The sequence below is a fragment of the Kocuria sp. JC486 genome (assembly GCF_011602805.1).
Lineage (GTDB): Bacteria > Actinomycetota > Actinomycetes > Actinomycetales > Micrococcaceae > Kocuria > Kocuria soli.
In genome coordinates, this window is the sequence record NZ_JAAOZS010000002.1 from 1 (window position 1) to 24,284 (window position 24,284).

Annotated in this window: 13 protein-coding genes; all 13 read left to right on the forward strand. The window is 65.1% G+C overall.

From position 1 onward, the window contains the following. Positions 1 to 651 precede the first annotated feature (651 nt). The 13 genes from GWK18_RS01310 (at position 652) to GWK18_RS01370 (ending at position 24,247) form a co-directional block, all read left to right on the forward strand. Complete coding sequence (locus tag GWK18_RS01310; RefSeq protein ID WP_123824766.1) at positions 652 to 909, forward strand: type B 50S ribosomal protein L31; 258 nt, start codon at positions 652 to 654, stop codon at positions 907 to 909. Between the two features lie 167 nt (positions 910 to 1,076). Beyond that, a complete protein-coding gene (locus tag GWK18_RS01315) occupies positions 1,077 to 2,954 on the forward strand; it encodes a hypothetical protein (RefSeq protein ID WP_123824765.1) in 1,878 nt (625 codons plus the stop codon). An 80-nt stretch (positions 2,955 to 3,034) separates the two neighbouring features. Next, complete coding sequence (locus GWK18_RS01320) at positions 3,035 to 4,117, forward strand: LCP family protein (RefSeq protein WP_233568704.1); 1,083 nt, start codon at positions 3,035 to 3,037, stop codon at positions 4,115 to 4,117. 55 nt (positions 4,118 to 4,172) lie between these two features. Continuing rightward, positions 4,173 to 5,444, forward strand: a complete 1,272-nt coding sequence (locus tag GWK18_RS01325; protein ID WP_123824764.1) for a glycosyltransferase family 4 protein — start codon at positions 4,173 to 4,175, stop codon at positions 5,442 to 5,444. Further along, a complete protein-coding gene (locus tag GWK18_RS01330) occupies positions 5,441 to 7,318 on the forward strand; it encodes a glycosyltransferase family 4 protein (RefSeq protein WP_123824763.1) in 1,878 nt (625 codons plus the stop codon). Before GWK18_RS01325 ends, GWK18_RS01330 begins: the two co-directional genes overlap by 4 nt. Further along, positions 7,299 to 8,294 (forward strand): ABC transporter permease, encoded by a 996-nt coding sequence (locus GWK18_RS01335; protein ID WP_348535795.1) that lies wholly within the window; start codon positions 7,299 to 7,301, stop codon positions 8,292 to 8,294. The genes GWK18_RS01330 and GWK18_RS01335 overlap by 20 nt, the downstream gene beginning before the upstream one ends. Beyond that, positions 8,281 to 9,249 carry an ABC transporter ATP-binding protein gene (locus GWK18_RS01340; protein ID WP_245192700.1) on the forward strand — a complete coding sequence of 323 codons (969 nt, stop codon included), beginning with the start codon at positions 8,281 to 8,283 and terminating at the stop codon, positions 9,247 to 9,249. Before GWK18_RS01335 ends, GWK18_RS01340 begins: the two co-directional genes overlap by 14 nt. Beyond that, complete coding sequence (locus GWK18_RS01345) at positions 9,246 to 11,225, forward strand: glycosyltransferase (RefSeq protein WP_348535796.1); 1,980 nt, start codon at positions 9,246 to 9,248, stop codon at positions 11,223 to 11,225. Before GWK18_RS01340 ends, GWK18_RS01345 begins: the two co-directional genes overlap by 4 nt. Before the next feature lie 125 nt (positions 11,226 to 11,350). Continuing rightward, complete coding sequence (gene wecC / locus GWK18_RS01350; protein WP_123824762.1) at positions 11,351 to 12,613, forward strand: UDP-N-acetyl-D-mannosamine dehydrogenase; 1,263 nt, start codon at positions 11,351 to 11,353, stop codon at positions 12,611 to 12,613. 94 nt (positions 12,614 to 12,707) lie between these two features. Then, a complete protein-coding gene (locus GWK18_RS01355; protein ID WP_166832693.1) occupies positions 12,708 to 14,960 on the forward strand; it encodes a glycosyltransferase in 2,253 nt (750 codons plus the stop codon). Positions 14,961 to 14,967: 7 nt separating this feature from the next. Beyond that, positions 14,968 to 20,424, forward strand: a complete 5,457-nt coding sequence (locus tag GWK18_RS01360; RefSeq protein WP_166832695.1) for a heparinase II/III family protein — start codon at positions 14,968 to 14,970, stop codon at positions 20,422 to 20,424. After that, entirely contained in the window at positions 20,424 to 21,314 is an 891-nt protein-coding gene (locus GWK18_RS01365; RefSeq protein WP_166832697.1) for a hypothetical protein, read from the forward strand. The genes GWK18_RS01360 and GWK18_RS01365 overlap by 1 nt, the downstream gene beginning before the upstream one ends. A 50-nt stretch (positions 21,315 to 21,364) precedes the next feature. Beyond that, the gene (locus tag GWK18_RS01370) at positions 21,365 to 24,247 is read left to right on the forward strand and encodes a heparinase II/III family protein (protein WP_166832699.1); all 2,883 of its coding nucleotides are present in this window, start codon (positions 21,365 to 21,367) and stop codon (positions 24,245 to 24,247) included. Positions 24,248 to 24,284: the final 37 nt, after the last annotated feature.

The following is a 24,284-nucleotide window of genomic DNA, read 5'->3' on the forward strand; positions in this document are numbered from 1 at the left end:
CCGGGGGGCCCCCCGGGGGGCGGCGGGGGGGGGGGCCGTGGGCGCCGGGCCCCCCCCCGGCCGGGGCGGCGGGGGGGGCCTGGTCCTCGGTTCCGGTTCCGTCCGGGGACGTGGGCCCCGGTTCCGATTGCTCGGTGGCTCCGGCCGCAGTGGTCCCCGCAGCCGGGGCCAGAAGGAGGGTCAGCACCATGGCGAGGGCTGACGTGGCCAGAGGGGCCTTTGGTCGGCGACGGTTCGAGGGCGGCGGGGCAGAGCGCATGGAGGTATGTCCTTCAAGGGGAGCGAGGGAACAGCGAACGCTCACCACGACGTCGGTGCAACGTCGTCGCTGGTCAGGCAAGGAGGAGCCGGGGGGAGCCGAACCAGCGCGCGGGTGAGACGCACCACTTCACTCTACGAAACCGGTGGTCGCCGTGGGTAACGTCACGGAAACTCGACGAGACGCGCCCGTCCGCAAACCGTCCTCCCGGGACATGGCGGAACGCCCTGCTGTACGATGGTGCGCTGGTGTCCCGCTCCTGCGCACTCGCCGATGCCCACTCGATGGGCATCGGATTCGAAGCTCCGCAGTGACCGACCCGGACACCCGCAACCCAGCGTCATCGTGCCTGGCAAAATCCAGTCACCCAAGAGCCAAGGATTCACACGCTCATGAAGAACGACATCCACCCGGATTACCACCCGGTCCTGTTCCGCGATCTCGCCTCCGGCAAGACCTTCCTGACCCGCTCGACCGCCACCTCGGAGAAGACCGAGACGTGGGAGGACGGCAACGAGTACCCCGTCATCGAGGTGGAAATCTCCTCCGAGTCGCACCCGTTCTACACCGGCAAGCAGCGGATCATGGACTCCGCCGGCCGCGTCGAGCGCTTCAACGCTCGCTTCAAGAACTTCGGCAAGTCCAACTGATCGCAGCCCGGGGCGCTTCAGCTCCGACCGGTCGGACGGCTCAATCCGTCCGGACCTGATCTCGACGGCGGTTGTCCCGTGTACGCACGGTGACGACCGCCGTCGTTCGTCCACCCAGCCTGACCGACAGGGGCGCCACCAGCAGCCCCACCGATACACTGAGCGCGATGCGCCCCCCACACCACGTTCCCTCCCGGCCCAGGTCTGTGCCCAAGACCGCGCTCGGCACGACGCTGGCCACACTGTTGATTCTGACCGGCTGTGGCCCCGACTCCACCGAGGATCCCCAGAGCCAGGGTTCGCCCTCCACGTCAGCTTCCTCCACCGCCGCGCCGAACCCCGAGTCCACCGACCCCTGGCCGTTAGAAGCCCCGCCGGAAGACCCACTGGGCTGGATCGCCGAGCAACGCAACCGCGGGGAAGGAGCAACCCCCACGGCTACCGCGCCCCGTTCCTCTTCCGGGGGCGTGACGGTCGAGGTCTCCGACAAGGACACGGGCGAGGACTACGAACAGGCCGGCGCTGGCCTGTCCCTCGAGTCCACCGAACTGGCCGACGAACGGATCAGCAAGGACAATCCCGATCTGGTCAGGATCCTGTCCTCCATGGATCAGCCCACCCTGCGATTCGGCGGGAATGCCGTCGACCGCCGGTTCTTCTTCACCGATGCGGGGGAGACGCCACCGGATGACTGGCCCTTGCGTCCGGACGAGGAGATCACCACGGTCACCCCGGAGGACCTGGAGCGTGTGGCGGGCCTCGCCGAAGTCACCGACGCCTCGGTGATCATCGGCGTCAACCTGGCCGACGAGGACCCCGAGCGCGCCGCCTCCGTGGCCGCGCACGCCGAGGAAGCCTTCGGCGACCGACTGACCGGGATCATGATCGGCAACGAGCCCAACGGCTACTACCTGGGTGCGGACAACGATCGCAACATCAAGGACGCCTCCTGGGACGAAGAGAAGTTCATCGGGGTGTGGGAGGACTACGTCAAGGCCATCAGGAAGGAAGTCCCTGACGCGAACATCGTCGGCCCCGGGACCTACGACATGGACTGGTGGCGCGCGGTGATCGGTGCCGAGGTCGACAACTCCACCCTGGCGGTTCACCAGTACCCGCTCTCCGAGTGCGACGGTCTGGGCGATCCTGTGTACCGGGCCAACAGCGCCCCCACTCTCCAGAACACCGTGTCCGCCGAAACCCGTCAGCGCGTGGACATCCTCCTGGGTCGAGCGGTCAGGCTGGCTGACGAGGCCGACATGAACACCTGGGTCATGGAGACCTCTGTCTCCGCGTGCGCCGGCAGCAACGACATCACGACCACCCAGGCCGCCGCCCTCTACAGCGCCGACTACGTGATGCGCGCCCAGGAATTGGGCGTGGACCGGATCGGCTTCCACTCCTCGGTGGAACCGTGCAACGGCGGCGCCCCCATGTCGGTGCTCTGCTCCTCCGGAACGCTACAGAAGCCGGGGGAGGCCTTCGTGCCCCGGACAAACGGCCTGGCTCTGGCACTGGTCGGCGGCCTCCCTGCGGGGCAGTTCCAGGAGACGCAGATCGCGGTCGGAAAGGGTAAGCCCACCGAGGGTTCGAAGGGCGAGGAGGTGACCGCTTACGCCATTGAGCAGGAGGACGGCACCACGTCCGTCGTCGTCGTGGATTTCCGTGATCCCGCCACGGCCGAGGAGCTGCCCGTGACCGTTAAGTTGCCCAAGGGCATCAGCGCGGCGAACGTGAGCACCCTGAGCGGCGACGACTGGACCGAGAACTACCCGGCCACCACCCTTTTCGACGGGGGCGAGCCGTCACATCCGGTCACATCCACGAATGCGCCCACAACGGTCGACGGCGACGGGGTGGCCATGGACGTCCGTGGTGCGGTGACCCCCGTGGAGCCCGGACGCCCTTCCGTTGACGGATACGGACTACCCCTGCTGCCCCCGCGATTGCAGCCGCAGGTCCCCGGGGTGGAACCTGGTGACACGGATGTGACGACGACGACCGCCCCCGGGTCCGTGTCCGTGATCACGGCCGAAGCCCTATGATGGGACAATCTTGCGCTGAGTAGTTCGTTGTCCGCCGAGCGGCCGACAACATGCCATTCCCGTGACCAAAGGACGTGCCAGTGGCCCGTGACATCCAAGACGACCTGTTCGGTGACGCCTCCGAGAATTCCTCCGGGGGATCGTCCGAGGCGGGGGACGGTGCACGTCCCAAGCGACGCGGTCGCAAGGTGCTCCTGGGTTTTCTGATCTTCTTCCTGGTCGTCCTGGTCGGCGTGGTCACCGCGGTCTTCCTGTACGTCAACAACCTCAGCCGCAGCTTCGATGACAATGTCACCGCCTTGCCCTCCGCTTCGGCTTTTCCCGAGGGTGACCGGCCGGCGGACTCGGACGGCACCACCATCCTCCTGCTCGGCTCCGACCAACGGCCCGAGGGCGGCGGTGAGCAAGGCCGTGCGGGTGAGCGCGCCGACTCCATCATGCTGTTGCACATCCCACCGGACGGCGGTGAGGTCTACGTCATGTCCATCATGCGTGACACCTGGGTGGACATTCCCGGGGTGGGTGAGTCCAAGATCAACTCCGCGTTCCAGAACGGCGGGATGCCGCTCATGGTCGAAACCGTCGAAGGGCTGTTCGGCACGCGCGTGGACGAAGTCATGTCGGTGGACTTCGAGGGCTTCGAGGGTCTGACCGACGCTCTGGGTGGCGTGACCGTGGACGTGCCGCAGACGTTCAGCACGGATGACGGCACCACCTTCACCCAGGGCCCCATGGATATGGACGGCGAGGAAGCGCTCAAGTTCGTGCGTGAGCGCCACGCCTTCACGGACAGCGACTACACGCGCGTGGAGAACCAGCGGGCCTACATCCGCGCGCTGCTGGACCGCTTCCTGGATTCCTCGACGTTGACCAACCCCAGCCGTATCCAGGACACCGTGGACGAGATCTCTCCGTACCTCACGGTTTCCGAAGGACTCGATTCCGGCTACATCCGCGGTCTGGTCCCGGAGATGGTCGGCACCAGCAGCTCCGACATCCACATGTTCACCGTCCACACCAACGGCGTCGGGACCTCGGACGACGGCCAGTCGGTCGTCCTGCCCGATTACGACGCCATGAAGGAGATCGGGGACGCCATGGACGACGGCACCCTGGACGAGTACTACGAACAGAACAAGGACAACGACGGGAGCGGCCTGTAAGGCTGCCGCGCGGTCCTCCGGGGCCGACGCGGGAGCCCCAGGACCATCTGCCCCCATGAACGTCCTCCTCCTCACCCACTCCTACTGGCCCGAGCATTCCCCTCCGCAGCGGCGCTGGCAGGCACTCACCCGCCATCTTCGGAATCGCGGGTGGGCACTCACCGTCGTCGCCCCCGTCGCGCATTACAGCTTCGGGCCCGATTACTCGCCGACGACGCGCGGCCGGGTGCTGCGTCGCCAGACTGGCCCGTTGGGTGAACGGATTCTCCGCGTTCCCTTCATCACGGGCCGTGACGACCGGCTCTCCAAACTCTTGGACCAGCTCTTCACCGCAGCGGGAAGCTGCGTGCGTGCCTTGACCTGCCCCAGGCCCGACGTCGTGGTGATCACCGCACCCTCGCTTCCCCTGATGGCAGCCGCCTGGGCCGCTGCCAAATTGCGCCGGGTACCGCTGGTCGTGGAAATGCGTGACGCCTGGCCGAACCTGGTCACGGATTCCGGGGTGGCGCTGGGCCTGGCCCAGTCGGTGATCAACTGGGCCGTGGAGTTCGTCCAGAATCACGCCGACCTGGTCGTGACCGTCACGGAGGGCTTTGCCGAAACCTTGCGGGAGCGTGGGGTCACGTCGGTTGCGACCGTGCGCAACGGCGTGATGCTCTCCCGTACCCCCGCTTTACCCCCCGTCCCGCTCCGGTCCCGCCTGGAGGTGCTCTACCTCGGCAACCACGGTGAGAGCCAGCGACTCGAACGACTCATCGACGCCGCCCGCCTGGTCGGAGAGGACATGCGACTGACCATGGTCGGTCAGGGGTCGCAGAAGGCGATCCTCAAGGCCTACGCACAATCGCGGGGAGTGGATGTGCGTTTCCTCGATCCCGTGTTTCGGGACGAGGTCTTCGCTCATTACGAGGCAGCAGACTCGCTGGTGATCTCGCTACGGGATGACTGGCGCTCCTTCGAGGCGACCATTCCGTCCAAGACGTACGAGGTCATGGCGGTCGGCCGCCACATCACAGGTGTGGTCAAGGGAGAGGCCGCCCGTATCCTCGAAGCGGCCGGCACGGGTCACATCGTCGGCGGGACAGCCGAGGAGATCGCCCAGCTCTGGCGTCGTCTGGCTGAGGACCGTGGGCTGTTGGCGGTTGATGACGCCGGCCGACGGTGGGTGAGTGCCCATGCCGATTACAAAGATCTGGCCGATCAGTACGACGACCTGTTGACCGACCTGCTCGGCGCCACGCCCGGCGACCACGATCTGCAGCCCGCCAACGAGGGCCGGAAGCCGAATGAGCAGAACCCCGACGAGCACCGCGAGTCCGCTTCATGACACTCTCCGCCGAGCCTGTCGGCAAGATCCACTGGGGCCGACACCTCCGCTTGGTCCTTTCGACCGCTTTGGAGCATGTCGGCACGGATCCCGTGGTCTTCGGTCTGCAGGTGTCCCGTCGGCTCCCGTCCTCCTTGTCCTACCGCCTGGCTCGGCCACTGGCCGCCGCGCACCCGTGGGCACCGGGAATGGGTGGCCTCGGTCTGCACATCAGAGGTCGTGACGACGAACTCGAGGAGCTCTTCGACCGGGCTGTGCGCGAACCCGCGGTGCTACGGCGCGACCACCAACGGCGTCGTCGGCTGGCAGAAGTCGCCCAGGCCGTGGACGCCGTGGACCACGCTTTCAGGCTCACCGCGGAACTTCCCGGGGGACTGCGCCGGTCGGCAGGAACGTTGGCGCGTCGGGACTGGTACCTGGGCGACATGGGGTCCGCGGTCGAGAATCTCCAACGTGGGTGGCTCTCCGGACGAGCCACTCGCGCCGAGAAACGACAACTTCTGCGCCTGGTGGACGAACGCGCGCAGTTCCACGGCACAGCCCCTGACCTCCGCAGTTTCCTGGGCTCGGACGAGAATCAGTTGGCCGGCACGTACCAGCCACAACCGCAGACCGTGCTGCACGTGCTGACCAATTCCGTCCCGCACACCTCCAGCGGGTACGCCCTACGATCCCACGCGTTGCTTTCCGCTCAAGCGCGCGCCGGATGGGACGTACATGCGATGACCCGCCCGGGTTACCCGGTACAGGTGGGTCGGATCCAGGCTCGCGACCAGGACGTGATCGACGGTGTCACGTACCACCGGATCAACCCCGGTCGGTTGCCGGAGACCGCCACCGGGCGGCTGGACCTGTTCGCTCGGGAGCTCATGGTCCGTTGCCTGCTCACGCGCCCGGCTGTCCTGCACACCACAACGCATTTCGTCAATGCCATGGTGGTCGGCGAGGTCGCACGGGTGCTCGGCATCCCGTGGGTCTATGAAGTCCGCGGGCAACTGGCCGACACCTGGGCCTCCCGGCGTCCGGCGGCCGCGGAGGCCTCCGAACGGTACCTGAGCTTCACCGGTCGTGAGGCGCAGGTGCTGCGCCAGGCGGACGACGTCGCCGCCCTGGGTGGTGCCATGGCCGAACGCATCGAGGAGATCACCCATGGCGCCGTGCGCGTCGGTGACGTCCGACTGGCGCCCAATGCCGTGGGTCCCGAATACGAGGCGGAGCCCGAGCCGGTGGCCGATGTGCGACGTCGCCTGAGCACCGACCGCTGGTCCGTTCCGGACGCGGGATTCCTGGTCGGAACAGTGACCAGCGTGGTCGACTACGAGGGACTGGATGACCTGATCCGCGCCACCGCGCGATGGCCCGAGGGCATCACAACGGTGATCGTGGGGGAGGGCACGGCCCGTCCGGGCCTCCAGGAACTGGCCCGTCAACTCGGCGTTGCCGACCGGGTGGTCTTCACCGGCCGAGTGACCAAGGCCGAAGCCAAGGACTGGCAGCGTGCCCTGGACGTGTTCGTCGTGCCTCGACGCGACCGAGCAGTCACCAGGGCCGTCACCCCGCTCAAGATCGTGGAAGCCGGAGCCAGCGCGATTCCCGTGGTCGCCTCCCGACTGCCGGCCATCCAGGAGACGGTCCGTCACGGTGTCACGGGGCTGCTGGTGCCCCCGGAGAACCCGGCCGAGCTGGCCGACGCGGTCCTGCAATTGTGGGCGGATCGGGGGCTGGCGCATAGACTCGGTCGGGCTGGTCGGGATGCGGTGCTCCGCGATCGGACCTGGTCGGCCGTGGCTGCGGGCACCATCGGACGGTACGACCAACTGACATCGGCAGCATCTCGCGAACGAGGAGGACACCGTGAGCACCCAACAGGATGACGCTTCCTCCGCGTACGCCGGTGAGACGCGACGTTCCCGGCCCACCAAGGCCAAGACCAAGTTCACCGCTCCGGACGCACCGCCCTGGGAGGGCCTGACCCAGGCGGTCGCCCACAGCTCCAACCAGCGGGTCAGTTTTGACACCTCCCGCCTCGTGGCCGTCGGTGCCCGCCCGCCCCTGCTCGAGTACCTGGTGAGCCTGTGGGGATCACGCCACTTCGTGCTCTACGACGCGCGAGTGCGACTGGCCGTGAGCCAGGACCACACCCTGCTGGGGAAGATGTGGCTGGTCCTCAACCCGATTCTGTTCGGCTTGACGTTCTACCTCATCTTCGGCCTGCTGCTGCAGACCAGCCGCGGGATCGAGAACTTCACCGGCTATGTGGTCATCGGCTTCATGATGTTCTTCTACACGACACGCTCGTTCGTGACGGGAGCTCGTTCGATCGCCACGGGACAGAGCCTGATCCGGGGATTCTCCTTCCCGCGGGCAGCACTTCCCCTGGCCATCACGGTGCGTCAGGCCCTGAGCCAGGTGTACGTCCTGATTGCCATGGTGCTTCTGGTCCTGGCGATTCCGCCGAGCGAACCCGTGGGCCTGCACTGGTTGTTGATCATTCCCATCTTCATTCTTCAATCAGTGTTCAACTGGGGCTTGGGAATGCTTTTCGCTCCGTTGGTCCACAAGATTCCCGACGTCGGAAACATCCTCTCGGTGGTCACCCGGCTGTGGATGTACGGTTCCGGGCTGTTCTACGACCCTTCACGGTTCACGAACAACCCGACCATCCTGGCCCTGTTCCACCTCAACCCGCTGTACCAAATTCTCCAGATGACCCGCGACATCCTGCTGTACGACGTCGTTCCGTCTCTCGGCCAGTGGGCACTGCTGGTGGTGTGGGGCGGAGGCGTCTGGCTGATCGGGCTGATCGTGTTTTGGACCAACGAAGAAAGCTATGCCAATGAGCGCCGCTGAACCGCTCCCGCTCGACCCTCTGCAGGGGACGGGCGAGGTGCCCGACGTCACCGAGACGGCGGCGCTGCCCGTCGTCGCGGAGAACGGCACGCAGCAGATGCCGGCGATCACCGACGTCCGACCGGCCGTGGTCATCGACGACGTCACCATGGTCTACACGGTCACCAGCACGGGTTCCGACGCGGAGGACCAGGTCAGTGGGCCCCGTAGGGTGCTCCGCAAGGCCTTGGGTCGACCGCCCATCGTGAACAACCAGGCACTCACGGACGTGCGCCTGCTGATCGAACAGGGCGAGTTCGTCGGCTTCATCGGCAGGAACGGTTCGGGCAAGTCGACGCTGATGAACATCGTCGCCGGGCAGATGAACGCAACCCGCGGCCGCGTGTGGGCCGTGGACCGCCCGGCCAAGCTCGGCGTCAACGTGGCCCTGGTCCCGGCACTGTCCGGTGACCGCAACATCCGCCTGGGCTGCCTGGCCCAGGGCATGAATCCGCGGCAGGTGGACGAGGTCTTCGACGACTTGGTGGAGATCGCGGCCCTGGGCAAGGCTCTGCACTGGCCGATGAAGGCCTACTCCTCCGGCATGGCGGCCCGTCTGCGTTTCGCCGTGGCCACCGCCACCAACCCGCACGTGCTGATCCTGGACGAAGCGCTCAGCACGGGTGACGCCCAGTTCCAAGCCCGGGGCCAGGCGCGAATGCACGAGATCCGTGAGAACGCCGGCTGCGTCCTCTTCGTCTCCCACTCGATGAGCGAAATCCGCCAACTCTGCACCCGGGTCGTCTGGCTCGACGACGGCGAGGTGGTCATGGACGGCGACACCGACGAAGTCGTGGACCGCTACGACGAGTACATGAAGATGCTGGCCGCCGGGAACCTGCTGAGCGCCCGCTCCTACCGCGACGAACGCGCCGCCGAGTACCAGCCGCTGACCTGGGTGGGGGCGCACCGGTGACCCTGGAACCGGTCGATTCCTCATCCTCCCCGAACACGCCGGGCAGACCCGCTGCCGGGCTCGGCGGCAAGGCCCAGGGGCTGACTCAGGGCGCTCGCACCGCCATGTGGCACCTGCGCGAAGGCGGCGTGCAACAGTTACGCAAGCACTTGCGCCGTCGTCGTCTTCCGAACACCACGGCCCAGGCCACCGCCTCCGGCGGCACCGGGCTCAGCTTCCCGGAGGCACCGCTTCCGGAAGCGTGGCGGCGACCCTATGAGGACGTCGTCGTGGCCACCATCCTGGACGGGTTCTCCGCGCAGGCCTTCGGGTACGAATGGCAGCAGGTGCCGTTGACCCGCACGGGCTGGCGCACTCAGCTGGAGGAAACCCAACCGGACCTACTGTTTGTGGAGTCGGCCTGGCACGGCAACAACGACCAGTGGCAGTACCAGCTCACCGGCGCCAGTGGGGTCAAGGAACCGTTCAAGGAACTGGTGGCCGAGTTCCGGCGCCGTGGAATCCCCACGGTGTTCTGGAACAAGGAAGATCCGCCGCACTACGAGGACTTCCTGGAATGTGCCAGTCTCTTCGACCACGTGTTCACCTCCGACGTCAACCTGATCCCCGCCTACCGGGAGGCCCTTGGCCACGACCGGGTGGCCGTACTCCCGTTCGCCGCGCAGCCGGCCATCCACTCACCGGCCCGCCCGGCGCACGGGTTCCACGAGCGGGACGTTGCCTTCGGCGGCATGTACTTCGCCCACAAGTACCCTGAACGCCGCGAGCAGATGGACCTGCTGCTGGGTGGGGCCGACGACGTCTCCTTCCGCATGAACCGCGGGCTGGAGATCTTCTCCCGCTACCTCGGCGACGACGAGAGGTACCAGTTCCCCCCGCCCCTGGACCGTCGGGTCGTGGGTTCCCTGAACTACCGCCAGATGCTGACGGCCTATCAGGCGTACAAGGTGTTCCTGAACGTGAACTCCGTGGTGGATTCGCCGTCGATGTGCGCGCGTCGGATCTTCGAGATCATCTCCCGCGGGACTCCCGTGGTGTCCACCCCCTCCGCAGCCGTGGGGGAGTACTTCCCCCAGGAGGAACTCCCCGTGGTGACCGACCGGTCCTCCGCGGCAGACGTCATCCGGACCCTCGTCCGCAGTCCCGAGTTGGCCGCGCGGACCGTTCGGCTGGGGCAGAGGCGGATCTGGGCGCACCACACCTACACGCATCGCGCCGCCGAGGTGCTGAGCGCGGCGCTGGGAACCCGACCCGACGGCAAGCCCTGGCTGCCGTCCGACCCCACGGTTTCCGCGGTCCTGTGCACCAACCGTCCCAAGAACCTCCCTGTTGCGCTGCAGACCATCGGCGCGCAGATCGGCGTTGATCTTGAACTCGTGGTGGTCTGCCACGGATTCGGTGCGGACACCGGCGCCGGCGAGCAGTCGCTGACGGACATGGCCACGGCCTACGGGATCGAGAAGCTCAGGATCGTCGACGCCCCGGAAGACTGGACGCTGGGGGAGTGCTTCAACGCGGGAGTGGCCGCCGCCACCGGCGAGGTCATAACGAAGATGGACGACGACGACTGGTACGGACCGAACTACCTCCGCGACCAGTTGGCCATGCTCCGGGTCACGGGTGCAGACGTCGTGGGCAAACAGGCGAGCTTCATGTACGTCGAGTCTTACAACGTGACGTTGCTGCGATTTGCCGAGCGGGAGCACCGGTGGACGGATTTCGTCCTGGGACCCACGCTGATGGCCCGCCGCGAAGTCTTCGAACAACACCCGTTCGAATCCAGAACGACGGGCGAGGACAGCGCTTTCCTGGACTCCGTGGCCAATTCCGGGCTCCGGATCTATGCAACCGATCGATTCAATTTCCGCCAGTTCCGCGGAGGGCACGGTCACACCTGGAATGTTACGGACCAACACGTCGTCTCAACCGGGGTGGTCGTTTCCATGGGGGATTGGCAGGAGCACGTGAGATTATGACGACAAAGCGTTCTGCATTCATTGCTATTGCTTTCTGCCTTCAATAGCTTCCCCGGCAACCCGCCCGTGATCTCGGCCGCCGGTCAAGATCAGTCATGAACGTCTACCCCTAAGGAAAACCTTCCATGGCGCAGAATCTCCAGACAGTCGTTTTCGTCGGCCTCGGTTACATCGGCCTTCCCACGGCCGTGACCCTGGCCAACAGTGGCGTGCAGGTCCGCGGCGTCGACGTGAATCAATCCGTCGTGGACCGTGTGTCTCGCGGTGAGGTCACCATCGTGGAGCCGGGTTTGGAGGAGGAACTCAAGAAGGCCGTCGATTCCGGGAGCCTCACCGCGCACACGGACATGCAGTCGGGGGACGCCTACGTGATCGCGGTTCCCACTCCGTTCAAGGAGAACTACGAGGGCGACACCTCCTTCATCGAGGCCGCAGCCGCCAACATCGCTCCGTTGCTGCAGGGCGATGAACTCGTGATCCTGGAGTCGACCTCGCCTCCGCTGACCACCCGGAAGCTCGCCGAGGTGCTCACCAGCGCCCGCCCCGATCTCACGGTCGATCCGGAGGAAGCGGCGCAGGGCGACAAGAAGCTCATCCACCTGGCCTACTGCCCGGAGCGCATCCTTCCGGGGCGCGCGATGGAGGAACTGATCACCAACGACCGCATCATCGGCGGCATGACCCCGGAAGCCGCCAAGCGCGGACGGGCGGTGTACGAGACGTTCTGCAAGGGCGAGCTCCTGGAGACCGACGACGTCACGGCCGAGATGGCCAAACTCACGGAGAACTCCTTCCGCGATGTCAACATCGCCTTCGCCAACGAGCTCTCCCTGATTTCGGACAAGCTCGGGATCGACGTCTGGGAGCTCATAGAGCTAGCCAACCACCACCCCCGGGTGAACATCCTGCAGCCGGGCCCCGGCGTGGGTGGCCACTGCATCGCCGTCGACCCGTGGTTCATCGTCTCCTCCGACCGCGAGAACTCGAACCTCATCCGGACCGCCCGTGAAGTCAACGACGGCAAGCCCCACTGGGTGATCAACAAAGTCAGGGACGCTGTGTCCCACAAGGCTTCGCCCGTGGTCGCGGCCCTCGGACTCGCGTTCAAGGCCAACATCGACGACCTGCGCGAGTCTCCGGCACTGGACATCACCAAGGAGCTTGCCGGCTCCACGCCCGATGCCACCGTGCTCGCCGTCGAGCCCAATGTCCAGGCCCTCCCGAAGGCACTCGAGGGACTGGCCAACGTCGAGTTCGCGGAATACCGCGACGCAATCGAACGCGCCGACGTCGTGCTGTTGCTCGTGGACCACGACGAGTTCAAGGATCTTCCCGCGACGGCCCTGGCAGGCAAGGCCGTCGTCGACACGAAGGGCCTCTGGCGCTGAGCCCGTGGGGTGCGGGCACCAAGCCCGCACCCCACCGCCTTTCTTTGCCCCTCCGTACCACCCCCTCCCCGCCGGTTAGGACAAGGACCCCACCATGGCACCCCCCATGTACGACGACGCACGACGTCGACTCTGGCACCTGCGTCGGACCACGGCTCAGTGGTTGACCCCCTCCGGACTCGAGGTGCAGGCTACTTCCGCCCCCGACGCCGACGCGAGCCTGGCGGCCGAGACGCTCGCCGAACGGGTGGCCGCAGAGCTCGAGGCCGACCGTGAACGGGAGGCCGAACGCGCGGCTAGTGTGCGGGCACAAGCCCTCGGACGTTCCGCGGAGGCCCGTGACGGTGGAAACTCTGCCGAGGCGGTCGACCATCTCCGTCGGTTGCTGTTGGATCAGCCGCACGATTCGACGGCCTGGCAACTGTACGCACTCCGGCTCATGGAGTCGCGCAACTACGGGGCAGCCTTCGAAGCCCTCAAGAACGCGTTGGCGGAGGACCCGGCCAACCTGGACGCCCTGGAGTTGTTGGTCGACGCCGGCACCGGCGACAAGGAACGTATGCCGGCCGTTCTCGAGGCGTATGACGCACTGGTGGCAGCACTTGAGCAGCGTCCGGACCAGCACCGGCGTTCACTGGACTTCGTCATCCCGTCGTCATTGGACGCGGCCTTGCCGATCCTTGCCGAAAGCCCCGACCGCATCACCCGCGCCGTCGTGGAACAGGCCCTTGAGCCGGAGGCCGCCTGGGACTATCCCAAGCCCGCGTGGTTGTCGGAGGACGAGTACGTCCTTGCCAAGCTGCTGTTCAGTCTGCAACGAGGGCGGCGGACCCGGGCCATCGAACTCATGCACCAGTTGCCGGACCGGGCCGTGTCCCGTTGGTCCCTACGTCTGGCGATCCGTCGTGATCTGAGGGACAACCGGTTGCCAGGTGCCCGGCGGTTGCTGGCGGAGTACCGTCGTCTGGAGCCGGAGGACGGTTGGGCACGGCAGCACGACGAACGGTTGCGGAAGAACTCGACCCCGTCCAACTATCAGCTGGCCAAGCAAGGTTTTCCGTTCCCGCATCGTCGGGACCGCAGTGCATACGACGCGGTGGGGGATCGGATCTTCTACCTGCTGCACAACTCCTTGCCGTATCACTCCGCCGGCTACAGCACCCGAACGCACGGTCTCCTGACCGGACTGCGGGACCAGGGCTGGGACGTTCGCGGCGTGACCCGACTCGGGTATCCGTACGACATGCCGAAGATGGCCGAACTCGGTCCCATCCCGGAGACCGACGTGGTGGACGGTGTCCCGTACCACCGGCTCAGCACCACCGAGGGGATCGAGAGGAAGAGCCCCATCACCTCCTACGTGGAGCGCTATTCCCGTGCTCTGGAGCGGACGGCTCGCTCCGAGCGCCCCGCGATCCTGCACGCGGCCTCCAACCACTGGAACGGACTGGCCGCCGTGGCCACCGCCAATCGCCTGGGGATTCCGTCCATTTACGAAGTGCGCGGGCTCTGGGAAGTCACCCGAGGATCACGCGATCCCGAGTGGGCACAGGGTGGCATGTACAAGTTCATGGCCCGTATGGAGGCCGACGCCGCAGCCGAGGCCACCCACGTCCTGGCCATCACCCAGGCGCTCAAGGACGAACTCATCACCCGCGGGGTGGACGGCGACAAGATCACGGTGGTGCCCAACGCCGTCAACGGAGACCGGTTCCAGCCTCAGGACCGCGACTCCGGTCTGGAGGCTGAGCTGGGTCTGCAGGGCAAGACAGTGATCGGCTACGTGGGATCGGTTCTGGACTACGAGGGACTCGGTCTGCTGATCGACGCCGCGGAGATCCTGGGCCGAAACCGCGACGACTTCGCCGTGCTGATCGTGGGCGACGGTGCGGAGTTGGAGAAGTTCCAGGCGATCGTGCAGGAGCGAGGGCTCGAGGCACTGGTGCGCTTCACCGGCCGGGTACCGCACGAGGACGTCGAACGGTACTACTCACTGGTGGACATCGCCCCGTTCCCGCGACTTCCTCTACCGGTCTGCGAGATGGTCTCGCCACTCAAGCCCTTCGAGGCCCTGGCCATGCAAAAGGCGGTGGTTGCCTCAGATGTGGCCGCACTGGCCGAAATCGTCACCCCCGATCTCAACGGTCTGCTACACCGCAAGGGCGACACCGACGACCTGGTGCGGGTACTGGAGCAGCTGCTGAATGACCCGCAGCAACGCCAGGATCTCGCCGAACGCGGCCGCACCTGGGTGGTTGAAAACCGCCAATGGTCCGGCGTGGCAGGCATCGTGTCCGATATCTACGATCAGCTCGGGGGTCGACGCGCGTCGACCCCTGCGGGATAGGTTCTCCATGACAGACACCGACAGCGGCACGATCCAGGATCTGCTACAGCGCTACGACGTCAACGAGGACGTCTGCACGCGGCAGTGCGTGGGAGCCGGGTTCGAACGCCGGGACAACAACGACGATCGGGCTGCCAAGGTCATGTCCGGCTCCTTGCAGCTGGCCCCGCACGCTGTGTGGAAGACCGATGGCTACGACGACTGGTCGGCCGACCCCTTCGGCTCACACAACTGGCAGTTCCAGTTCCACGCTCTGCGCTGGCTCTCACCCGTACGCCATTCCGCGACAGACGGTTCGGAGGAGGCCCGCCAGTTCTGGCTTGCCACGGTGCGGTCCTGGATCGAGCACAACCATCCCGATGCGCCGGCCTCCCAGTTCTCTTGGGTGGACATGGCAGACGGCCTGCGGGCCCAGGAACTGGTGTTTGGCTGGCCGCTGGCCAAGACCGACGAGGAACGGGGCGTGCTCCTCGGTGCGCTCGAGACCCACGGCGAATGGCTGGCCGACGAGGAGCACCAGTCCCGCGCCAATCACGCCCTGCACCAGAACATTGGACTGTTCGTGCTCTCGAGCTTTCTGCGACATGACAAGTGGCGCGACCTGAGCATCGGTCGATCGGCCCGTCTCTTCGAGGTGTCTTTCGACGAGAACGGTGCCAACGACGAAGGCTCGATCGACTACCACCGGATGAACATCTCGTGGTGGCAGAAGACGTGGGACCGTGTCGCCCAGGAAGGGGGAAGGGTTCCTGAGTCCGTTGCCGCCCAACTCGCTCAGGCCGCTACGTTCCTGGCGCACGCCACGAGACCCGATGGAACGATGGTGCCGATCGGGGACACTCACCTCCGTGAGGTCACGGATATGGGGTTCCCGGAACTCGAATACGTGGCCAGCCAGGGAACTGCAGGCATGCCACCGGCCGCTACTGCCGTTGCCGCCTCAAATGGCTACGTCATGGGACGCTCGGGCTGGGGTGAGCAGGACGGATCCTTCGCAGAACACAGTCACTACAGCCTTCGGTTCGGCAGGGCCTATTCGGCCCACCACCACGAGGACAGGGGCGGTCTGACCTTCTTCGCCAACGGCTTCGACTGGATCACCGATCCCGGGTCGTACATGTACGAGCCCAAGGACCCGTTCCGCCGGTATCTCCGTTCCCGGGCAGGCCACAACCTCGTCGTGATCGACGGCAAGGACTACGACCGCGAAGGGCACGTGACCCTGCAATCGGTGGACTTCACGGACACCGTGCACGACATGACCGTGGTGGACTCGAACTACGACGGCGTGCAACTTACCCGCCGGATCGTCTATCTGCCGCCTCTGGACCTCATGGTGGTCACGGATGTCTTCGACAGCACTGACGAGGTGGTGGCCAGACAGCTCTGGCACACGGACTCAGGGGTCAAACCACGCTATCGAGACCAAGCGTTGGAACTGCAGACCGCTGACGGCCGCCGGTTCACGGTCAACTGGCTGGCCGGTGGTGCCCGTCCCAAGGTGTCCTATGCGGAGGACGGCCGACCCGAGAATTGGGTCTCGCGCCGCTGGGGCAAGAAGAACAAGGCCGCAGGCTTCCACGTGGAGCAGAAGGCCCGCCGGGGCTTCTTCACCACGGTGCTCGGTGAGTCGACCCAGGATCCTTGGTCGGTGGTTTCGAGCCGGGTGAAGGCCGATACCGCCTGGCTCAGGGTCCAGCGGGCCGGTCAGATCTGGGGCATCACCATCGACCAGGACGGTGTGACCGTCGAACAGGACCCTGTCTACAAGGGGGTTGAAGTGCCCGAAATCAAATCCGACTTCGAGGCGGCGGTGCTACGGACACGGCTGGACGCACTCGAGCAGAGACTCGCGCTCGTGAGCGCCCGTCAGGCCGAGGCCACCGCTGTCGAGAACAGGGGTGTCGAAGACGTCGAGCAGAAACTGGCGTCGACCTCCAAGAAGGTCAAGCAACTGGCCAAGGTCCACCAGGACGATCTGGAACGTGAACTCAAGCTGGTCGCCGCCATCCTGCCGCTGTTGCCGCCCGATGTCCCACGTCGCACGATCCTCGGGGGAGCAGACTTCGCCCAGTACCTGCCGTACATCCAGGATCCGCTGTACGTCTACGAGCAGTGGCGCCACAAGACCGACGCGATCCCGCTGACGCTCACCCAGCGACGTCGCCTGGCCAAGGACCTCTACTCACGCGGTTACTGGCTCCGCAGCCTGGAAGTGCTCAACAGCGTTCTCACGGTGGCGGGCAGCGACAAGGACCGCCGGACCATCGAGATCCGAGCCTCGGAAATCGCCATGATGCGCGGTGAGATCACTCTGAGCTGTGAGCCCCCGGAATCTTTCGAGCCTGTGGCCGGTCGTGTGCTGCACGTCGTCGGAAAGGCCATTCCGGAGACTCAAACCGGCTACACCCTACGCACGCACTACCTTGCCCAAGCGCAGGTGCAGAAGGGTTACGACGTCCACGCCTTCCGGCAGGCCGGGGGTGTCCCCGAGGCCGTCGAAGAACCCGAAGTGCTTCTGGACGGGGTGACCTATCACCTACCCGAAGGGCAACCGCGCGGAACCCTGCCGTGGGACGAATGGTTGGAACTGAACGTCCGAGAATTGGCCGAGTTGGTGGCGCGCGTGCGCCCAAGCGTGCTGCACTGCCATTCGGATTTCGTGAACCACATGATCGCCCACCCGGTGGCCCAGGCCTTCGGACTCCCTGTGGTCTACGAGAGCCGCGGGTTCTGGGAAGAATCGTGGCTCTCCCGCATCGAGACCAAGTCGGGCCGCGACCTGACTCGCGACTACGACCGCTACGGTCTGCCCGAGGCCTACACGCTGCGCCGCGCGCGGGAGGATGCTGCTCGGGCGCTTTCGGACCGGGTGACCACGCTCGCCGAGGTCATGAAGGACCACATCGTCGAGCGCGGTGAGGAAGCCGCCAAAGTCTCCGTGACCCCCAACGGCGTCCAGCCGGACGAGTTCCCGGTTATCGAACCGGACCTGACACTCAAGGCCGAACTGGGGATTCCGCCGGAGGCCCCGGTGATCGGGTACATCACGTCCGTCGTCGAGTACGAGGGCATTGACACGCTGCTCACTGCATTCCGAACCGTCCTACAAAAACAACCGGAGACATGGTTACTGCTCGTCGGAGACGGACCGGTGCGGTCTTCACTGGAGCACCTGGCCAAGAACCTGGGCGTCGCGGATCGTGTGATCTTCACGGGACGGGTCCCGCACGAGAGCGTTCTCGACTACTACAGCTTGATCGACCTCTTCGTGGTGCCACGCAAGGACCGGACCGTGTGCCGCCTGGTCACACCCCTCAAACCCTTCGAAGCCTTTTCCACGGGCCGGGCCGTTGTGGTCTCCGACGTCGATGCCCTACGGGAAATCGCCGACCAGAGCGGAGCTGCCGCAACTTTCACTGCAGGTGACCCGGCCGACCTGGCGCAGGTGCTCAACGAACTGCTGAATGATCCTGAAAGGCGCCTGGCCATGTCGGTCAAGGGGGCGGAGTGGGTACGCCAAGCACGGTCCTGGGCGGCCATTGCAGACCTCTACGACGCTCCGTACGAGAACGTCGGGTTTCTGCCGTTCAGGCCCGCCGATGATCCACTCTCCGAGCCATATGATGCGCTTGCGCTGCGCAATGATCTGCGCAATCTCAGCCGTCATGAGGCACTTCGGTATCTCACCGTCCATACGGGCCAGCCGCAGTACGACCCCGTCCGGACCGCCGACGAGATCATTGCGGACGGCTGGTCCAATCACGGATTCCCGGCCATTGCCATCCCGGAAGACTTCGACTGGCTCCAGGTCGAGGAACTTGACCGGACGTTGCAGATGTACCTGCACAGCTGGGAGTTCCTCACACCAGTCCTTGAAGCCTGGGAAGAGACTGGCAGCGCACACTATCTCGAGTGGGCGGTTCAACGGGCTTTGCAATGGGCAACGTACTTCCCGGTCATCGATCCATCCACCATGGCGTGGTACGACATGGCCTTGGCGTACCGATCCGTGGTTTTGCAGGGGCTGATCCGCGCCGTGGCAGGGTCCTCTGCGGTCTCCGATTCCGACTTCAACACATTGGTGGAGTCGACACTGCGTCAGCGCGATGCCCATTGGCGTCCCGATTCCTTCAACCCCCGGAACAATCACGGGTACTACTCGGCCGTCAGCCAGGTGGTCCTGTCCCGGGCATTTCCGCAACTTCCGGGAATGAAAGCCCTCAAGGCTCAGGGCGATTCCCGACTTCGCATCATGACGGCCACACAGTTCCTGTCCGACGGCGGCCACGCCGAGCATTCCCCGGAGTACCACCGGATGCTCTTGAACTCCTTCGAGGGCGCCATAAGCCTCGGTGCCGTACAGGATCCCGAGGTTGCGAGCCGCATTGGGAAGGCCGCCGACGCTCTCGGCTGGATGATCCTGCCGCAAGGCCAGTTGCTTCAGTTGGGGGACTCTGCCCAAGGCCGTCTGGACGCCACCGACACGTCCTCGTCGGCAACAACGGACTGGGTCCTGTCCAAGGGTGCCCGCGGTGTCGCCCCGACCGACGACGCCTTGGTCCTCCCGGAGACGGGCTATGCGATCGTGCGTCGGCTCAATGCCGATGAGCAGGAGGGGAGAAATGCGAGCTACCTGGCTGTCACGGCGGGATTCCACTCCCGGACGCATAAGCACTGTGACGATCAAAGCCTGGTGTGGTTCGAAGACGGCCAGGAAATTCTGGTGGACGGGGGCCGATACCGCTATGGCGATCTGCTGCCGCAGGACTCGCCCTTGCGCAGCAACGGCTTCTATTACTCAGATCCCATTCGCCAGTACATGGAATCCTGCGCTGCCCATTCAACCGTGAGTGTCGACTCGAGGCTCCATGACCGCCGTCGTGCGCCGTACGGATCCGGGCTGGTCTCCTTCGATCGTCTTGACGACGGCGGATACCGGATCGTGACTGCGGTGCCCCACGACGGATGGGAATCTGAACGAACCGTCACGTACCATCCGGGCCGTCGGCTCGTCATCGAGGACCACGTCGTGACACAGGACGATGAGCGCCACACGCTGCATTCCTGGTTCTTGCTCGACGGCGGCCTCGAGATCACGGACGAGCAGGGGATGCAAGGCGAGGACGCGCAAGGGAAGGCTCTCGGAATCAGGTCCATGAAGTGGGGTGGACCATTGCACCTCAAGCGCATATCTGGTCTTGACGAAGAACTCACCGTCCGCACCAACCGCATAGGCGACACCTGGGAAGAGGTGGAAGGGGTCCGATCCCGCGAGGACCGAAGAACTGAACCGGCATGGTCCGTCCGTTGGACGGGTGAGTTCCAAGGGGAGGCACGTACTCGCACCGAGTTCGTCTTCGAAAGCGAGGAAGGCCACCAGAATCCTGCGCAAGTTTCATACGACCAGAACCCTTCCTTGACGGACGACACGCGGCCCGACCTTGGAAGCAGTGACGTCTGATGGTTGCCCTGGACCCGCACCACGAACCCGATGTGATCTACGGCAGCCTGGAGGAATTCCTTGCCCGGGATGATCGACAGTCCAGGGTGATCCGAATCAACCTGCAGCCCGTTCCGCTCGACTTCCGCTACATCGCACGCGGTAGCGAGAACCTCACGGTGTTCTTCACTGCGGCGGTACCCAAGGATTCTTTGGCACCAAGGTTCACCGGGTTCGGTATCAGTCGAACCTTGAACACGAACGGCCTGCACTTCTCCGACCCGTCGACGGCGTTGGCGCCGGAAGTCTTTCTTGCCTGGTACACGGGAAGCGTGCGACAACCGTTGGCCGAGGTGCTGCCCCGCATCATCGCCCACTACCAAAGCGCCGCACCGCGTGCCCGCACGGTCTTGTACGGCGGGTCCGCACGGGCCTTCGCGAACCTGGTCAACGGACACCGTCTCCCCGGAAGCATCGCGGTTGTTTCCAACCCGCAGACCGATCTGCGGAACTACAACACCGGATTGGTCCGCCGCTGGTTGAAAATCTGCTGGAAAACCTCAGGTGTGGACATCCCAGCGGACCTGGCGCGCGTCCAGCCCTGCACCGACCTCGTGTCCCTCTATGCGCAAGGGTCGCCCAACCGAGTGGTGTACATGCAGAACGCCGGCGACGCCGACCACGTTGCACCGCACTTCGTACCTTTCATCGAAGCCACCCGCGAGAATCCAGATGTGCGATTCATGCTGGGCGACTGGGGAGATGGCCACAAGGCCCCACCCAAGGAACTCATCGTGCACACTCTGGACATGGCCTTGACCGAGTCCTGGGACTCACCGGCCTGGAGCGAAGCCGGATTTCGGACCGCGCATGAGTATCGTCGTCCGTTCCAGGACCTTGAGCGCGGATAACCGACCCCGCCACCGGTCAATGACCGGGCGGGCAATGAAAGGTGTGACAGTTGGCATTGGACATCGCTGCGATTTCGCAGCAGATCACGGCTCCGGCCAGGAAGAACCAATTCTCCAGTGCCCTGCTGCGTGGCGAACTGACTCTCAGGCCCCACCCGACCTGGTCAATGCCGAAGCACCTGACATGGACCGAAGACCCGTTCAACGACAAGAACTGGATCCATCAGTTGCACATGCTGCGCTGGATGGCGCCCCTTGCCCAAGCGGGACGGGCCGGCGACGTCCCCGCTGCCGAGCTGTGGCTCCGCCATGCGACCGACTGGGCACGGAACAATCCGCCTGGAAGGTCCAAATGCATAGCGGCTTGGGCCAACATGGTCGACGGGATCCGCGCCACGCATCTCGTCCTCGGCGTGCCCATGATCAGTGAGCTGTTTCCGGACTCCCTCCCCGTTCTGGAGAAGACGATCACCGAACACGGAGCCTGGATCGCCGACCCCAGGCATCTGGGCCATTCCAATCATGCCCTGCACCAACACGAAGGTCTGCTCCTGTGCGGCATCGCCCTGGGCCGACACGACTGGACAGAGTTGGCGGTCGAGCGGATCGGGCAACTCTTACGAGAACAATGGGATGCAGAAGGCATCAACGCAGAAGGTGCCATCGCATACCACCGCAACAACTACATCTGGTGGCAGCGGCTGCTCGCTCGGCTGGAGTTGGCCGGGCTGGATTACCCGGCGGGTGCCGAATCCCTGGAGGCCACGCCAGTGGCCCTTGCACATGCGACACGTCCCGACGGCTTGTTCGTCCCGATCGGGGACACCGATGGTGGTTCGGCCGACGGTGTGGACCACCCAGCATGTCGCTATGTGACATCTCAGGGCAGCGAGGGAGAACCACCCCAGGAATTGTTCAAGCTCTACCGCGACGGGTATGCCTTCGGCCGCAGTGGGTGGGGGGAGTTTGAACGGGACATGGCAGAGGAGACGTTCTTCTCGATGCCGTTCGGACGCTTCAAGGTCCATGGCCACCCGGACGGCGGATCCCTGACATTCGCCGCCGGGGGAGTCAACTGGATCACGGATCCAGGGAAGTACTCCTACACGCACGAGGACCCGATCCGGAAGTACGTCATCGCGCACTCCAGTCACAGCCTGGTGTATCTCCCGGACGAGCACCGTGACCGGAACGCAGACGTGGCGCTCCTGGCCCATCAAGAGGCCGACAGCCACTGGGACATCACGGTCGCTGACCAGGGCTACGCAGACGTAGACCTGACGCGCAGAGTCTTGTTCTCCACCAGTGGGGAGTACCTCGTTGTGGTGGACACTGTGCGCGCTGATCGTGACGTCGTCGCAGTTCAGCGCTGGCAACTGGGTGCGGGCGTGGAGGCCGAGTCCACAAAGAATGTCGTGGCGTTGAGCAGCGGGGAGAAATCCGCCGCGCTCTATGCCTCTGGGACCAAGGCCGACACGTCCATCATTCGCAACACGGCACCGTGGCTACCGGAAGGTCGTATTGCAACCGCCTGGAAGCAGAGTGTGCCCGCGCCAGTTGTCGAGATGACCAAGCACGGAAAGTCCTTCCGATTCGTCACCGTCCTTTCAGCGGGTCAGAAGACGGCACCGAAGTTCTCTACTGTCAAAGGTCTACCGGCGGGAGTCCTCGGGCTGACCGTGGACAACGGATTCTCCGCGGAAACCATGGTGATTCGTGACCGCGACGTCCGTGTTCTCTCGGGCGCGGCCTCGACGGAGGACGCCGCGGCTGCGCTGGATCTAGCCCCTGCTCCAGCTTCTGCCGTTCCGGGCCGTCCCGCGTCAGCCGGACACGCCACTGGCCCCGCACGCCAGCTCACTCGTGAGGAACACGCCAGCGTGCTCGAGAGACTCGCACGGGCACGTGCGGACGCGGCCCACCTCGACTCCGCTGAGCGACAGGCCTTCGCAGACGAACTCGAATCCGAACTCCGGCCCGAGCTACCGGGCGGTGACTTCGACCTCGGCCTTGAAGCTTGCCTGAGTGATCTTCGGCAGGCCAGGAGCGGGCGGTCTGCCGCGATGGTTGCGAATCGGGCCCCGTTGATCAACTGGGCTCAGGACGAGACGTGGCGCCCCACCTACTACGACCTTCCGATCAAGACTCACCTCGGGGGTTGGAATCACACCACAACTTTGAATCAGGCCGGTCTCCACACCGTGGAATTCGGACCGCTGGTCCTTCCGGCACTTGTGGAACCGTACCCGGGGAACACATTGACGGTCCTTTTCCACGGAGCCATAAACCGAACCAAGTCCAGATTGCCACTCTTTCAAAGAGTTGCCCTCCAACGGAGCCTGGCCATGGGCCCGATTCTTGGTTTCAGCGACGCAACGCTCGATCTCGACGCTCAAATGCGACTCGGCTGGTATCTGGGGGCCGGATTCTGGGACCTCACGACCGCGATGGTTGACGTGATCCGTGGGGCCGCCGCGATGTGGGGAACGGAGCACGTAGTCCTTCAGGGCAATTCCGGTGGGGGGTTCGCTGCTATGCAAGTGGCCGCTCAGATGCCCGAAGCGCACGCGGTCGTCTTCAACCCACAAACTGACATTCGACGCTACTCTGCTGCGCATGCGCGGCGGGCCTTTGAAGCAGCCTTCGGAGACCGGTCAGACCCAACGCGTGACGACGAGCTCGCGCGCGTGAGCGTGGCCCACCGGTGCCGGACGACCGGCACGTTGGGACAGTCCCTGACCTACGTGAGCAACTCCGGAGACCGAATCCACGTGGCCAACCATGAACTCCCACTCCTTGAGGCCCTGGAAGACATGGGCGTTGGCACGACAGTCAACCGGGTGGACTTGTACCTAGGAGACGGACACAAGCCCGTCGACAACGACAAGTACGCAGAGATCATGACCTCCGTGTATCAGCAACTCACGTCTTGAAAGGTTGGTCCTGTCAGTTCGCCTGGAGCCCTTCGAA